This is a genomic window from Neptunicella marina, assembly GCF_014270035.1.
Lineage (GTDB): Bacteria > Pseudomonadota > Gammaproteobacteria > Enterobacterales > Alteromonadaceae > Neptunicella > Neptunicella marina.
This window is the reverse complement of record NZ_JACNEP010000011.1, coordinates 98,198-113,494: the sequence shown is the minus strand read 5'-3', so window position 1 is coordinate 113,494 and position 15,297 is coordinate 98,198. Positions and strand designations below refer to the sequence as shown.

13 protein-coding genes are annotated in these 15,297 nt (G+C 45.3%); 8 read left to right on the top strand and 5 right to left on the bottom strand.

Annotated elements, in window-relative coordinates:
• From H8B19_RS13655 to H8B19_RS13640, 4 genes are all read right to left on the bottom strand, one after another.
• Positions 1 to 88 (bottom strand): valyl-tRNA synthetase (locus H8B19_RS13655; protein ID WP_186507450.1); only part of this gene is annotated, 88 nt, incomplete at its 3' end.
• Between the two features lie 92 nt (positions 89 to 180).
• Entirely contained in the window at positions 181 to 927 is a 747-nt protein-coding gene (locus H8B19_RS13650) for a gluconate 2-dehydrogenase subunit 3 family protein (RefSeq protein WP_186507449.1), read from the bottom strand.
• 1 nt (position 928) lies between these two features.
• Positions 929 to 2,608, bottom strand: a complete 1,680-nt coding sequence (locus H8B19_RS13645) for a GMC family oxidoreductase (RefSeq protein ID WP_186507448.1) — start codon at positions 2,606 to 2,608, stop codon at positions 929 to 931.
• 1 nt (position 2,609) lies between these two features.
• Positions 2,610 to 3,305: a 3-keto-disaccharide hydrolase gene (locus tag H8B19_RS13640; protein WP_186507447.1), complete on the bottom strand. Its 696-nt coding sequence runs from the start codon at positions 3,303 to 3,305 to the stop codon at positions 2,610 to 2,612.
• 397 nt (positions 3,306 to 3,702) lie between these two features.
• Here H8B19_RS13640 and H8B19_RS13635 point away from each other — a divergent pair, with 397 nt between their 5' ends.
• From H8B19_RS13635 to H8B19_RS13610, 6 genes are all read left to right on the top strand, one after another.
• Positions 3,703 to 4,425, top strand: a complete 723-nt coding sequence (locus H8B19_RS13635) for a helix-turn-helix domain-containing protein (protein WP_194362724.1) — start codon at positions 3,703 to 3,705, stop codon at positions 4,423 to 4,425.
• 465 nt (positions 4,426 to 4,890) lie between these two features.
• Complete coding sequence (locus H8B19_RS13630) at positions 4,891 to 7,929, top strand: TonB-dependent receptor (protein ID WP_186507445.1); 3,039 nt, start codon at positions 4,891 to 4,893, stop codon at positions 7,927 to 7,929.
• A gap of 90 nt (positions 7,930 to 8,019) precedes the next feature.
• Positions 8,020 to 10,881, top strand: a complete 2,862-nt coding sequence (locus H8B19_RS13625) for a discoidin domain-containing protein (protein WP_186507444.1) — start codon at positions 8,020 to 8,022, stop codon at positions 10,879 to 10,881.
• A gap of 166 nt (positions 10,882 to 11,047) precedes the next feature.
• Positions 11,048 to 11,626: a thymidine kinase gene (locus tag H8B19_RS13620; protein ID WP_186507443.1), complete on the top strand. Its 579-nt coding sequence runs from the start codon at positions 11,048 to 11,050 to the stop codon at positions 11,624 to 11,626.
• 42 nt (positions 11,627 to 11,668) lie between these two features.
• Positions 11,669 to 12,346, top strand: coding sequence for a hypothetical protein (locus H8B19_RS13615; protein ID WP_186507442.1), 678 nt, complete (start codon positions 11,669 to 11,671; stop codon positions 12,344 to 12,346).
• A gap of 17 nt (positions 12,347 to 12,363) precedes the next feature.
• A complete protein-coding gene (locus tag H8B19_RS13610; RefSeq protein WP_186507441.1) occupies positions 12,364 to 12,786 on the top strand; it encodes a DUF3859 domain-containing protein in 423 nt (140 codons plus the stop codon).
• On the opposite strand, the gene H8B19_RS13605 is transcribed toward H8B19_RS13610, so the two are convergent.
• Positions 12,783 to 13,292, bottom strand: a complete 510-nt coding sequence (locus H8B19_RS13605; protein ID WP_186507440.1) for an arsenate reductase ArsC — start codon at positions 13,290 to 13,292, stop codon at positions 12,783 to 12,785. The genes H8B19_RS13610 and H8B19_RS13605 overlap by 4 nt on opposite strands.
• 201 nt (positions 13,293 to 13,493) lie before the next feature.
• Here H8B19_RS13605 and H8B19_RS13600 point away from each other — a divergent pair, with 201 nt between their 5' ends.
• Positions 13,494 to 14,666: a benzoate/H(+) symporter BenE family transporter gene (locus tag H8B19_RS13600; protein ID WP_186507439.1), complete on the top strand. Its 1,173-nt coding sequence runs from the start codon at positions 13,494 to 13,496 to the stop codon at positions 14,664 to 14,666.
• 1 nt (position 14,667) lies between these two features.
• The gene (locus H8B19_RS13595; RefSeq protein WP_186507438.1) at positions 14,668 to 15,294 is read left to right on the top strand and encodes a GntR family transcriptional regulator; all 627 of its coding nucleotides are present in this window, start codon (positions 14,668 to 14,670) and stop codon (positions 15,292 to 15,294) included.
• Positions 15,295 to 15,297 lie beyond the last annotated feature (3 nt).

Sequence of the window (15,297 nt, the reverse complement as noted above, 5' to 3'; positions counted from 1 at the left end):
TTTCAACACGTGCTACGACCCCTAATTTAAAAGCCATCGTGTAATCGCGTTGAGTACGCTTACGATTTGAATTAGTTGCTGTTGTCATAAAGAAGTCCTCTTTATGTCAACGTATTTCAGGACGGGACATTCGATACAAAAAAGCCGGGACTCAACCCGGCTTTTTTAATTAAAGCAAAATCAGCTTTCCTGATACGCAAATTCACTCAGACCCAGATCTTTTAATACACCATCTAAGTGCGCCCGGGCTTCATCCGTTGGTCCCGGGTAGTCACCAGCGATTGCCACATTTCCCATATATCCAATATCTTTATGACCCTGAGGCGAACAGAAAAACGCAGCCAGCACGAGTTGTTTTAAGCGTGCGAATGCTTTACGGGCACGACCGAATTCTTCGTCTTTTTCTTTGGTTCGATAAGCAATATCATCAATAATTGCGGTTTGCTGGCTTTTATCCAAAGTAGCAAAAGGCTTTTTAAAGCGTAAATTAGCTTCATCATCAATCCAGGCTAAACCATGCAAAATGGTTACACGATCGCGCTGCTGACCATCATAAGGTGCGCTAACCCACTCATCGATAACATCAGGTACATTCACTTCAGTAGCAGAAGGCACACTGCCCTCTCTGGGAACGATAATGTCAGACAAAATTGCCACCAGTGTCAGTTGTTGCTGATTCAGTGTGCGTGGCCAGGGTGATTCAGGCGGCACCACCATATTAGGATCGGTTCCATAACCTTTTGCTGTAACAGGTTTAATATCCAAATCCGGCCAGTGACCCGCACTGCCACCGGTTACAACGTCTTTAGCAGGGCTACAGGCCGTCATGGTGGCTACTGAGGTACCCGCTGCAATTAATCCCAGCCATTTTAATGATTCACGGCGGGTCATACCCGGTTTATACGTGTAGGTTTCATGATCTTTCATATTAAATCACTCCTTTATCCAGCTGCTGCGCCAACCAGGAAGAATTACGCATTGCCAGCGTCATAATGGTTAGAGTACAGTTTTTGTGTGGATTGGAGGCAAAGACACCGGCATCCATCACAAACAAATTATCGCAATCCCAGGTCTGTCCCCATTGGTTACATACTGAATCTTCAGGTGAGCTTCCCATACGTGTTGTACCCACTTCATGGATAATTTCTCCACCTTTGGAAATCGCTTTTTCCGCAGGAGGTAATTCCCCCACTTCTGCCCCCATTGTTTCCAGCAGTTGTTTGGCGGTTTTTAATCCATGTTCAATTTGTTTTAGTTCATGATCAGACCATTTGAAATGGAATTTGGCTACCGGAATACCCCATTTATCTTTCACACTTTCATCGATTTCCATATAGGAGTTCGGATTGGGTAACATCTCACCGCGCAAGGCGAATCCGATGTAAGCACCGTAATGTTCACGGATTTGCTCTTTTAGTTTAACCCCGTAACCGTCAATATCACCGGAGACCCAAGCGCCAGGCTGACCAAATCCACTTCCTACCTCAAAATGGTAACCACGAGGGAATTCCAGTTCTCCTTTTTCCTGTGCTTTATGGCCCCACCACGGAATAAATAAGTGATTGGCAGTATGACCGTCTTCGTTATAACGGGGACGTCCTTTTAACGCAGGAATCAACCCACCTAACCAGGCGCCGGTAGAATCCATTAAGTTACGACCTACCTGCCCACTTGAGTTGGCCAACCCTTTAGGGAATTTTTTACTCCTGGAATTAAGCAGAATACGTGCGGATTCACAGGCGCTGGCTGCCAAAATAACCACTTGTGCCGTAAGCGTCTGATCTTCACCTGTGCTCTTATCCACATAAGTTACGCCAACAACTTTACCGTTTTCATCGGTATTCACTGAACGCACCATGGCATCAGTAATCACTTCCAGATTTCCGGTTTGTTTCGCCAGAGGAATGAGCGAGGTCGTGGTCTGGAATGCAGCGCCTATTGAACAACCATGACCACATGGGGTGGCATAAAAACACGCAGCCCGAATATCTTTTGGTCTGGTCAGAACGGCTCTGTGCATGGGCAAAGCAGTAATGCCATGTTTTTTCGCAGCCGCAGCCATCAACAACTCAGGTATACGTGGTTTAGGGGGGGGCTGCAAAATACCGTCGGACGAGGGGGGCATATCGTCATGATCTGCATTAATACCACATACCCCAACGATTTCTTCTGTTTTATCATACCAGGGCGCGATATCGTCATAGTTAAAAGGCCAGTCAGCGCCTAATCCATCACGGCTTTTGCCTTTAAAGTCGTGTTGGCTAAAACGCAGCGAATAGCGACCCCAGTGGTTAGTGCGTCCGCCTAACATACGCGCACGCCACCATAAAAAATCTGAATCTTTGGCGCTGGTATATGGTTCGTCAGGTACCTGCCAGCCACCATCAACTGTGGCATCATAAAAGCCAAAGTTTTTATCTTTATTACCCGATCCCATTAAAGGGGCTTCACCGTTGGTTTTAAACATCGGCGTTTCGGTTTTAGGATCGTAATTACGTCCAGCTTCCAGCATCAATACTTTATGCCCGGCATTTGCCAGCGTATAAGCAGCCATGGCGCCACCGGCGCCTGAGCCAACAACCAGTACTTTGTGTTCGAACTTAGCCATCTTAAAGCTCCCTGATTTTTATGTTTTTAAACCATACCTGATCACCGTGATCCTGCAATCCAATATGACCCGAATCTTTGACGGCAAACCCCTGCCAATTGGCAAATTTACTGCTCGCCACCAGGTTATTCCAGGTAGTACTGCCAATGACGATACTGGTAGTAACCACATCATTTTGCGTAATCACCAGATGTGAATCTTTGACTTTAATAACAACATGATTCCACTCACCCGCTTGTTTTTGAGAACTAACGGGCGATGCCACCATATCGTACAAAGAGCCCGATAAATGCGAATCAATTTTATTGTCTGAATGGCGCTCATTATCCAAAATCTGGATTTCGGGCGCATGGGAGTAGATCGCGTGACCGGTTTCATCTACCAGAAAAAAAATACCGCTGTTTCCGGCTATCGCAATTTTCCAGTCCAGTTGCAGTTCAAAGTTTTTATAACTGGCCTTGGTAAGAATATCCCCTGCCCCTTTTTCAGCGAGCGTCATCGCACCATCCTGAATCTTCCACTTTGGACTCAGTGTTTCACTTTTAAAATTACGCCATTGCGACATATCTTTGCCGTCAAACAATAATGACCAACCTGCTTGTTTTTCACTGGCAGTTAGCTGGTTATCTGCAGCGTTTGCCTGTACCGCGAGCAGTAAAGCCGCCATACAGACACCGGATTTGATGCCCTTTAACATTGTGTTCCCCTTATTCTCTCTGGTCTTAATAAATGCTGGCAGCCATAAAAACCCAACAATGGCACCAGTAAAACCGGGGGAAATCCCCCTTTTAAAATGCAAATATATTGGCGTAGCCACTTTTAACACATATTAAAATGCTTTTGACTTCGACCTTCCATAGAACAGCCATAAATAAGTTATGCATCCTGAAAAAGCCGATTATCGAATATTGAAAATATTCTTTATATACAATATCTTAAGTCTTAAATTTGATGATTATTTGCTTTCTTTTTAAGCAGAAATATGTATATAAATTGTTAATTTAACCGATAATCAGCAGCCATCATACCCCCAGCATCTTTATGGGTACTATTAGAAATTCGGTTGACAATACAACAAAATCGGCGTTTATATAATGAGAACAACATTGATATCCAACAGTGAGGATAAGTTGAACGTGACGGAACATGAACTGCTTCAGCAAGCCGGTGTACAAAAAATAATTGCCGCCTTTGATTTGCTTCCGGATATTCTTTTTTGGGTAAAAGATACACAAAGCAGGATCGTATATGCCAATACAGAATTTGTGCAACATCAGGGATTTAAGCATCTGGAGCAGGTGTTAAATAAAACAGATTATGATTTTTCACCTCAGCATATGGCGCATCAATTTGTGTCGGATGATGAACGGGTGCTAGCCGGACATCAGGTAACTGACAGACTTGAACTTAACCACACCAGCTCAGGCGAGCTTGGCTGGTTTTCCACATCCAAACGCATTTTAACCGATGCCAAAGGCAACATTATCGGCACACTGGGCATTACCCGCCATTTGGAAAAAACCTCAAAAACCCTTCTCAATGTCAATGCCATTGAAGCACCGGTAAAATACATTCGTGAGCACTACTACACCAATATCACCATCGAGAAACTGGCAGATTTAGCTCACTTGTCGGTTAGCGCTCTGGAGCGGCGTTTTAAAAAATATCTGGCTAAAACACCCAATCAGTTTATTAATGAAACCCGACTGGAAAATGCCAGACGCTTGCTGATTGAAACATCGCTGCCTGTTGGTGAAATTGCTTACCAATGTGGATTTTCCGGCCCAAGTTATTTCAGCAAACAATTAAGCAACTAAGCAACAACTGGCGAATTACGATTTTTAGTAATTCGCCGGTTTATCTAAAATTTCACACGTCAATAACCTGCCACAGGCCTTGTTTCACGACTGATACATAAAATATGCAATGCCGTGATTTTTATTTTTTACTGCCACTTCCATCAATTCGGAACGATACCAATTTATTATTAAATAACAATAAGTTATGTAATAAAATCGCTTAAAACTGCCAAAAAAACACCACACCAGATGGGATACTTTTTAATCAACAAAAGCCGATTTTGTTGCATTGTTAACCGAATTTCTATTATCAGTCTGATGAATGACTCGTTTATGATTTTTAACAATTAATTAACGCCGGTTATTTAGCTGGCGATTAAATGACATCGCTGTCATGAATAATAGCAATACAGCAGCGGTGACAGGCGTAAAAACCAGGAAACACCCAGTAAAACTATACCCTCAGATAAAATGGAGAAAGGAATGACGACCAATAATAACAAGCCAATTCCTGATAAAAATATCAGGTTATTTAAGCGGTCAGCAGTAAGCCTAGCGCTTTTAACCGTCTTTACCTGTGCCCATGCACAAGACAATAACGATTCACCATCGGCACAAACAGAAGAGCAAAAAGTTGAGACCATCGAGATACGTGGTATTCGCGCCAGTATGGCAGAAAACCTTGCGATCAAACGTTTGTCCAACTCCATTGTTGATGCAATTACCGCAGAAGATATCGGTAAATTTCCGGACAAAAACGTCGCTGACTCATTACAGCGTGTGCCGGGGGTTGTGATCACACGCAGCGGTGGTGAAGGTAGTGGTGTCAGTATTCGCGGTTTATCCGAAGGCCTTACTTTTACTCAGCTTAACGGTAACTATATTGCATCTTCTCCTGGCAATCCTGACCGTTCATTTAACTTCACCATGTTACCTTCAACTATGGTACAACGAGTTGAGGTACATAAATCCTCTGAAGCGCGCTTAGATGAAGGTGGTGTGGGCGGTACCATCATTGTACATAGCCGCAAACCTTTCGATTTAGACGCAAACTCGGGCATTGTTAGTGCTGAATATACCTATGCCGATGTCACTGAAAAATTCGAGCCGAGTCTGAGCGGTATTTATTCATGGAAAAATGAAAACGAGGATTTTGGCTTTTTAGTAGGTTATACCCGCCAAAAACGTACCAACCGTTCATTAACGGGTGACGCATCTGGCGGTGGTGGTATTCGTTATGCAACCGATGCCGATGACGATCCGGTACTGGAAGTTCCCCCCGCCTACGATGGAAAAGGCAATTTAATCCCTAACAGTACCCGTCGCTTCCCTGCACTTAAAGATGCCTATGGTAACGTCTATGAAGCCTGGTTACCTCAGGTTGTTGGTGCTCAGGTTTTCAAAGAAGAACGTATTCGTGAAGGTGCCCAGGCAACGCTGCAATATGCCCCAATGGATAATTTGCAATTAACCCTGAACTACTTCCATTTTGCCCTGGGTCAGGATCAGACCAATTCACGTTTTTCAATGCCTGAGTGGAAGAACAACGCTAATTTCGTTAACAATGTTTATCTGGATAATAGCGGTAACATGGTCACAGGAGTGGACTACACGATTGGCGCAAGTGGTACTGAAGGTAACCTTGAGTTCCCCTGGTTTACCGGCAGTTATGTGCGTGAAAAAGATACATCCGACACACTTGATCTTGAAATTAAATATCAGACCGATGACTACGATTTACATGTCAATGTAGGGCATACCGAAGCAGAAGGTGGCCCATCTGAGTCATGGAATACAGCCTATAAAAGTGGCGAACCTGCCAGTCGTAGTGAAACGGGGGTTTTACGCAATGCTGCCGCATTTGCCGGATGGCGTTTGGGTGACAGAGTATCAATTTATGCCGATCCTAAATTGTTAGCCAACCTAAAAGCCGGTGTAGGTGGCGACCCGGATGCGGGCTCGACCTTCTCAAGTTATGTAAATAGCGATATTGAAGAAGACTACGCACAAATCGATCTTGATTATCATATTAACTGGAGTTTTATCACGACCCTGCGCGCAGGGGTAAAATACCGAGATGCGCAGTTACACCGTGAGATTAACAATACCCACTTCCTGACGCAGGAAGGTATTGACTTAATCAACGCCGGCGAACTGGATCCTAACGATGGTCCGATTGAGGACTACCAGTATCAATGGATTGGCGGCATGCCAAACTTCAAAGATATTCTCAACGATAAAAGTGAAGGCAATATCGTTGCCGGTTTTGATATCAACATTATGCCCACCATCAACTGGGACGCATACCGCGATATTGTCACCAGTAACTACGTTAAGTTCACCAATAAAGAACCTGAGTCTGTATATGAAATTGGTGAAGAAGTGACTGCCGCTTATTTACAGGCAGATTTTGCCCATAATGATTTTCGCGGGAACTTTGGTTTACGTTATGTAGAAACCACCAGCACAGTGGCATCGACCGACCGTATCACTCTGTTACTGGATGATATCGATGACGAACTCTATGAACAAACCCAGGATGTTAACGTTTCCAGCGCCTCTGGTGATAACCGTTCTCTGGATTTTTTCACCCTTATTGAGCGCGAAGTGACAAACAAACAATGGTTACCCAGCCTCAATATTGTATGGGATATGTCAGAAAATATGGTTGTACGTGGCTCCATTGCCAAAACCATGTCAAGACCCGGATTTGGTGACTTGGGTAGTCAGGAAAGTCTGACTTACATCTCAGAAGAATACGCCGATGACCGTGCCACCATTCGTTTTAATCCGGTTGATGTCGGCTGGTCAGGCAGCGGTGGTAACAAAGCGCTGGAACCATTTGAATCCGTTCAGTCGGACTTGTCACTGGAGTATTACTACGGTGAAGGCTCGGGTGTGGGTATTGCCGTATTTAACAAGGAAGTTGATAACTTCATTGTACCCTTACTGATTTCTTCAGTACGTCCAACCGAAGGATATACCCACCCCACCACAGGTGATGTGATTATTCCTGCGGGTGAAATCACGGTTAGTCCGTTCAGAACCATTGCCAACGGCTCAAATGCCACCTCTCGCGGGGTGGAAGTGTTTATTCAGCATGCATTTGAAAACGGCTATGGTATCAACGCCAACTACACCTACAACGATACCAATCAGGCCGATGTCAGTGTAGACGGCACCAAAATTGGTGAATCGGCGTTAATTGGCAGCTCAGATTATCAAATCAACTTCTCAGCCTATTATGAAAACGATGATTTCAGTGTGCGTGCGTCCTTTAACCGCCGTGGTAAACGCAGTCTGGGATTGCATGATGGTTTAACCATGTATGGCAGACCTTACCAGCAAATAGATGTCAACGCGTCTTATAACATTACCGAAGATCTAATCCTTAGTGCGTCAGTCATCAACCTGACCAAGGAAGAATCGTTTTCACAGTATGGTGATGATATTAGCGCCCGCTTGCTGAGTGGCAACTATACCGGCCGTCGTATGTACGCTGGTGTGACTTATCGCTTTTAAATCAAACGGAGACGAAAAATGAATAATCAAAAATCGATCCGTTTTACGGAAAGTCACTTAATATCAACACTGAATTGCAAAGGAATTATTATGAATCAGGCCAGAAAAGCCAGGCTGGCGGTGCCAGCGGTAATGGCAGCCACAATGCTGGCTGCTTGCGGTGGGGCTGGTGATCCCGACGCGCAGAATGTGCCCTTTCACCCTAAATCCACATCTGCCGAAATACAGGGTACTGTGGTTAAAGGTAGTTTGGCTTACGCCAATATCAATATCCAGGCTCTGAGCAACACGCAGCTCACGGTAAAAGGTGGCGGCACGACCGATCAAAACGGCGGTATGTTTGTTGAAATAAACAGTGCTGCCGGCTTTGGAATTAATAGCCTGTACAAGATTACCGTAACTGCTGACGCCAACTCGTCTATGGTGTGTGACGCTGCCATGTGTGGTGACGCCATGATGGGTGACGATGTTACAGGTTCAAGTATTAGTGGAACTGAACTCAGTTCGCTGGGTCATGTTGCAGTTCCTTACAATGCCAGCGCTGATGGTGTGGCTGATGGACATGTGCAAGTTAGCGCGCTGTCAACACTTGCAACCAGGCTGATAGAAAGTGCTATTGCGGATGGTCGCAATGTATCCACTCCAGCCTTATTAGAACTGGTACAGAGTGAATTTTCAGCCAAAGTATTACGTGCCATTGGCTGGCAAACCGGTAAAGCTAACGTTTTTAGCATGCCGATTGTTAGTGCCGAAAGTGCCGATCATTTTATCACGGGAACAGAATGTAATGATGTTGCTACCACAGATGAAAATGGTGAACCAGTGCTTGATGCTGATGGCAATGCGGTAACAGAAGAAATCTGTACCGATGTGATGCTGGATGAAACCAGTACAAAAATGTCGTTACTGAATGCTGCGTTCGCTCAGTTTGCACCGGGTGAAACTCAGGCTGCTCAGTTAAGCGCTGCCTACACCAACCTGCTGGCGGCATTTGCCGAAGAGCCTGATGCACTAATGGCATTTCGTCAGCCACTTTACGATGCGTTAGCTGCGAATCCCCTGGTTGCGGAGTTAGGTTTTACCGCTGCGGATCTCATCGATCTGGAACTGCCTCTTGCCGATGAGGAATTGGCAGGTGGACCAGTACATGAAATTACCACAGCCACAAACCTTGCATCGGCTGTCATTACCGGTCGTGGAAGCATCAGTGATGCCGAAAGCCCGGCCAAAGCGTTTGACGGAGACAGTGACACTAAATGGCTGGACAATACAGCCATTCCCAGTGAGGAAGATCCGGCCTGGATCCAGATTGATTTTGCAGAACCACAAGCGGTGAATAGTGTACTGATTACCAGTGCTAACGATGCGCCAGCACGTGATCCCGAAAACTTTACACTTGTAGGATCAAATGATGGTGGTGAAACCTGGGTAACGCTTACCAGTGTGGTAGGTGCCAGCTTTGACGACAGGTTCCAGCGTCAGGAGTTCAGATTCGCCAACGAATTAAGCTATAGCAGCTATCGCCTGAATATCACCAAAGATGCCGGTGATAGTGAGTTAATGCAACTAGCTGAAATTCAGTTACTGGGCCCGGTATACACCAGTGTTGATCATACTGACAACGCGTTGGGTACAGTCACAGCCCGGGGTGTGATTGGTGACGCTGAGAATCAGGACAAAGCCTTCGATAATGATGCTCAAACCAAATGGCTGGATAACACCGCTATTCCTACGGAAGAAGAACCAACCTGGGTTCAGGTTGACTTTACCCAACCGGTAGCAGTGAACGTGTTAGCAATTACCAGTGCTAACGACGCACCAGCACGTGATCCTGAAAACTTTGCATTGATGGCATCTAACGATGGCGGTGAAAGCTGGGTACAACTTGCAGCCTGGGTAGGTGAAACCTTTGACGATCGCTTCCAACGTCGTGAATTCCGTCTGACCAATCAGTTAGCATATGGCAGCTATCGCTTAAATATCAGCAAAAATTCAGGCGACAGCGAACTCATGCAACTGGCCGAGATTGAATTAATTGGTCCACAGTTGCCCAGCCTTAACCACGCAATGTCAGTTGGTGCAGCCTACTCAGCGCGCGCCAGCATCGGCGATGCGGAAAATCAGGACAAGGCTTTTGATGGTGATGCTGACACCAAGTGGCTGGATAACTCTGCGATACCTACTGCGGAAGAACCTACCTGGATACAGGTTGATTTGGCCGAAGCGAAAGCAGTCAATGCACTGTCACTCACATCGGCTAACGACGCACCTGCACGTGACCCGGAAAACTTTGAACTACTGGCATCAAACGATGGCGGAACAAGCTGGATTACGCTGGGTTCCTGGGTAGGTGAAACCTTTGATGACCGTTTCCAAACCCGTGAATTTAACTTTGCCAACAATCTTGCTTACAGCACTTATCGTTTAAATATCAGCAAAAATTCGGGAGACAGTGAATTAATGCAGGTCGCCGAAGTGGGTTTAATTGGCCCACAATACGCGGCTGTGGATTTGAGCGACAGCGCAGGTGCCAGCTATTCAGCCAGAGCCAGTATCAGTGATGGCGAAAGTGAAGGCATGGTATTTGACAATAACAGTGAAACCAAGTGGCTGGACAACGGCGGCGTGCCTTCTGTGGAGGAGCCGTCATGGGTGCAAGTTGATTTAGCCGCACCACGCGTAGTGAGTTCATTAGCCATTACCAGTGCCAACGATGCACCGGCGCGTGACCCGGAAAACTTTGAGCTGCTGGGATCAAATGACGGAGGTGTAACCTGGGTCACGGTAGCAAGCTGGGTAGGTGAAAGCTGGGATGACCGTTTCCAACGTCGTTCATTTGAGTTTGCCAATGGTTTTGCTTATAGCAGCTATCGCTTAAACATTACCAAAAACAGTGGTGATACCGATCTTATGCAAATCAGTGAAATTGAACTGATAGGCCTGGATCAGTAGTGTGTGTGGGGCAGGATGCGTCCTGCCATTTGCAAACGGCGAAGCACAGGCTTCGCCGTTTTTTTAGAATAAACAAAAATCAAAAACAAAGTTATTTATCCACCCGAGCTTTTAATTTGTGGCTAAATCTGGAAAATGCAGCGGTCGGTATTTTTAAGGGATCACAGTGGCTCAACTCTATTTTTACTATTCAGCAATGAATGCGGGTAAATCAACCTCATTGTTGCAATCGGCCTATAACTACAAAGAGCGTGGTATGCATACCGCAATGTTTACCGCAGCAATCGATAACCGTTTTGGCAAAGGCATAGTTGCATCACGCATAGGTTTAAAAGCTGAAGCTCACTTGTACTCCCCTGATACCAACCTGTTAGAGCAATTGGTTAAATTAAATAACGAACACAAAGTTGATTGTGTATTTATCGATGAAGCACAATTTCTCACCAAATTTCAGGTAAAACAATTAACCGATATGGTGGATGAACTGCATATTCCGGTACTTGCCTATGGCCTGCGTACCGATTTTGCGGGTGAGACCTTTGAAGGAAGCCATTATTTGATGGCATGGGCCGATAAAATGGTCGAATTAAAAACCATTTGTCATTGCGGACGCAAAGCCAGTTTTGTTGTAAGAATGGACAGTAATGGGCAAGCCGTTACTGAGGGTGCACAAGTTGACGTAGGTGGAAACGACAAGTACGTTTCCATGTGCCGCAAGCATTTTAAACAACTGGTGTGGAAGTAACCATCGGCTAGCCACTGTCCCCCCCAAATAAGGTAAAGGTTTATGCGACAAAAGTTCCTAACGCGTTTTTTGCCATTACTGATAGCACTACTGGCTTTTACAGCTCACGCTCAGGATTACCCAAAATCACTAACCATCAGTTATGTAAAACATCAGGCTGTCATCAAGCTTTACAAGCCACTCATCGAAAAAGCGTACGCGAAACTCGGTATAAAGGTAAATTTTTTACCCATCGATATCGCACGTTCTTTAACCTTTATCGATCAGGGCAAAATTGATGGGGACGTGATCCGCGCCAGCGTTGTCACCAAAAATCATCCCAATTTAATTGCGGTTACACCGACTCTGACCGAAATGGACATCATTTTGTATTGCCAGAAACAAATCAATTGTGGTGGTGACGCTCTGAATCAGCCAAATGCCATTTTGGGCTTGGTTGGAAGCATCAGGCAATATCATGATGTGTTAAAACATGCCAGGGTTAGCACGTCCAGTTATGTGGATTATCAGGTAATGAAACAGGCATTTGAGAAAAAGCGACTGGATTATATGCTGGGCATTAAAGACAAACACAGTAACAATAATTATCTGATTGGCACCCCTTATCAACAACAACCGCTTTTTAAACAGCGTGGCAACCATATCCTGCATAAAAAATGGGCGTTTCTGATACCTGCACTCAGTAAAGCCATTGTCGAATTACAACAAAATCAACCTTAAATCAGAAAGCTCTTTTTATGGCTAAAGCAAAAATTCAGATTGAAATACTCAGTTACGGTATTCACAGCCAGTGGGATGCCAACAGCAAAGCTCTCCCCAGGGTTCAGCAATTTACTACCGACATTCCAGCCCGGGTTGATATTGAATTTGGGTTTATCGTGAATATAAAAAAAGCCAAAGGCAAAAAACTGCGCTACTGCATTTATCATCCTGGCATATTAGACAAAAAAGGCCGGGAAATGGCGCCTTTCGATGGTGAGGAATATGTGCGTAGCAATGACTGGGATTTTTATCTGGGTGACACGATCTGGTTACCGCTGGAAGACAAACTAGGCCCCTGGCACATGACTATCGAAATTGACAACCAGATAGTAGCCGAGAAATTGTTTGATGTGGTGCCGGAAACACCACAGGAAAGTTTGTACTGGGCTAAACGTTAAGTCAGTGCTGGATTGCGCCAGTCAGACGGTAATAACAATGCATCAGGCAAGGTTGCAAATGCGTCGGTTAAGGTCTTTTTGTCCTTCCCAAGTAAAGCAATACGTTTTAAAACCTGTACACGTTGCTGAATAATGGTCATGCATTCAGCAAATGCCTGACGCTGTTCATTCTCTCCGGTGGCAACTGAGGGGTCGCTCAATGCCCAGTGTAAACAGACGGCTTGCTGCATCCACATTGGGCATAACTCACCAGACGCCGTATCACATAAAGTAATGACGATATCCGGCTGAAATGATTGTGCAGTGTGCCAGGATTTACTGTGTAATCCTCCGGTACTAATGCCCTGCTGCTCAAGATAAAACAACGTCAGTGGATGAACCTGATCAACAGGTTTACTACCCGCACTCTTTGCCTCGATCACATCACCGGTAACATAATTAGTCAGAGCCTCAGATAAGATACTGCGACAACGATTATGGGTACAGATATACAACACTTTAAGCATAATCAGTAACGTCCTTCTGATAAGTAAATTTGCTCAACAACAAGTGATTTCAGACCAAAATTATACTGCCATAATCTAATCTCTGATTATGACATTTAACCTGTCAATAGATTTTAAAATTTGGCGGCAATGCAGTTTATTTCTGGTTATTTACATGCAAAACCACTATTTTATGTATACATTTTTATTTTGGTATACAAAATGTCAATCAAACACATATTAAAAGATATCTCTCCATCAACCATCAGTGCCGGCTTAGTGGCGGTACTTGTAGGATTTGCCAGCTCTGTGGCGATTGTGTTTCAGGCAGCACAAGCTGCCGGCGCCGATAACCATATGATGGTCTCGTGGATTCTGGCGCTTGGGATCGGCATGGGTATCACCTGTTTTGGCTTTTCCATTTGGTATCGCATACCCATTATTACCGCATGGTCAACACCGGGAGCTGCGCTGCTGGCAGTCAGTTTAACCGACGTTCCAATAGCACAGGCGATTGGTGCTTTTGTTTTTTGCGGCCTGCTAATCTTTTTACTCGGGATTAGCGGGTTATTTAACCGGATAATGAAGTATCTTCCCTTACCCATTGCGGCAGCCATGCTGGCAGGTATTTTATTTAAATTTGGATTAAATGTGTTCATTAGCAGCGAACAACATTTGGGTTTAATTGCCAGCATGCTTGTGGCTTATATCCTCGGAAAACGCGTGTTGCCACGTTATGCTGTATTGCTGGTGCTGGCCGTTGGCTTAGTATTTTGCTTATTATTTTACGCCCCCGATACCACTCAGTTAGTCTGGCACTGGCCTACCCCCGTTTGGGTCACCCCGGCATTTGACTTAAACATATTGCTCGGCACCGGATTACCCTTGTTTATCGTTACCATGGCGTCACAGAATGTGCCAGGGGTAGCAACACTCAAAGCCAGTGGCTACCAGGATTTACCTCTATCTCCGATAATGACAGGAACCGGACTGACTACCATGTTACTGGCCCCGCTGGGCGGGTTTACCTTTAATCTGGCAGCCATTACCGCCGCGATTTGCACCAATGAAGAATCTCACACCGATCCAGCCAAACGTTATATAGCGGGGTTAGCCGCAGGTGTTTTTTATTTTACAGTTGGGATCGCAGGCGCCTGGTTAATCGCCTTATTCACTGCACTGCCTGCCAGTTTTATTGCTGCACTGGCAGGAATTGCACTGTTTAGTACCATAGCTAATAGCCTGTACGCTGCCACCAGCGATGCGCAGTATCGCGAGGCGGCCATTGTTACCCTGTTAATCACTGCATCAGGCATGCAGTTGGCGGGTATTGCCTCTCCTTTCTGGGGATTAATTGGTGGCATGATGACCCATCTACTACTGAGCCGGAATTAATATGCACTTAGTTGAACAGATCAAACAGGATATACAACGCGGCATTTGGCAGCCGCATCAGGTGTTAAAACAAACAGAACTGGCTGAATTCTACACCGTCAGTCGCATCCCGGTGCGCGACGCGATTGCCCGCTTACGGGTTGAAGGCTGGCTGGTTGCCCATGGCAAAGCGGGAAGTGCTGTCGCGGCGTTTGATTGTACTGAAGCCGAAGATTTGTATTTAATGCGATGCGAGCTCGAACCTCTTATTCTGCAAATGGCGGCGCCATTTTTAACCCACACCATACTGGGACAAGCCCGCGACATACTGGAAAATGTACAATCGACTCATTCTGCCAGTCAGGTTGGTGAACTCAACTGGCAATTCCATCAAATACTGTACACCAGTGCACAACGCCCGGTAATGTTGGAAACAATCAATCAGTTACACCAGAAATGCGGGCGTTATATTGGTTATCAATCGGTGAGTCTGGATTATCTGCAACAAAGTCAGCAGGAGCATTTACAGATACTGGCACTTTTACAACAAAAGCATTATGACGCTGCCTGCCAAACTCTCAGGCAACATATTCAGCAAGCAGGTGTCTCGTTAGTCAAATTTCTGAATAACAGTGGTGCAACAAGCTAAGTT

Excerpts from the sequence above, each read along its gene's own strand:
- H8B19_RS13645 (WP_186507448.1), bottom strand. The coding sequence starts at position 2,608 with ATGGCTAAGTTCGAACACAAAGTACTGGTTGTTGGCTCAGGCGCCGGT.
- H8B19_RS13640 (WP_186507447.1), bottom strand. The coding sequence starts at position 3,305 with ATGTTAAAGGGCATCAAATCCGGTGTCTGTATGGCGGCTTTACTGCTC.
- H8B19_RS13635 (WP_194362724.1), top strand. The coding sequence starts at position 3,703 with ATGAGAACAACATTGATATCCAACAGTGAGGATAAGTTGAACGTGACG.
- H8B19_RS13600 (WP_186507439.1), top strand. The coding sequence starts at position 13,494 with ATGTCAATCAAACACATATTAAAAGATATCTCTCCATCAACCATCAGT.
- H8B19_RS13615 (WP_186507442.1), top strand. The coding sequence starts at position 11,669 with ATGCGACAAAAGTTCCTAACGCGTTTTTTGCCATTACTGATAGCACTA.
- H8B19_RS13605 (WP_186507440.1), bottom strand. The coding sequence starts at position 13,292 with ATGCTTAAAGTGTTGTATATCTGTACCCATAATCGTTGTCGCAGTATC.
- H8B19_RS13610 (WP_186507441.1), top strand. The coding sequence starts at position 12,364 with ATGGCTAAAGCAAAAATTCAGATTGAAATACTCAGTTACGGTATTCAC.
- H8B19_RS13625 (WP_186507444.1), top strand. The coding sequence starts at position 8,020 with ATGAATCAGGCCAGAAAAGCCAGGCTGGCGGTGCCAGCGGTAATGGCA.
- H8B19_RS13650 (WP_186507449.1), bottom strand. The coding sequence starts at position 927 with ATGAAAGATCATGAAACCTACACGTATAAACCGGGTATGACCCGCCGT.
- H8B19_RS13595 (WP_186507438.1), top strand. The coding sequence starts at position 14,668 with ATGCACTTAGTTGAACAGATCAAACAGGATATACAACGCGGCATTTGG.
- H8B19_RS13630 (WP_186507445.1), top strand. The coding sequence starts at position 4,891 with ATGACGACCAATAATAACAAGCCAATTCCTGATAAAAATATCAGGTTA.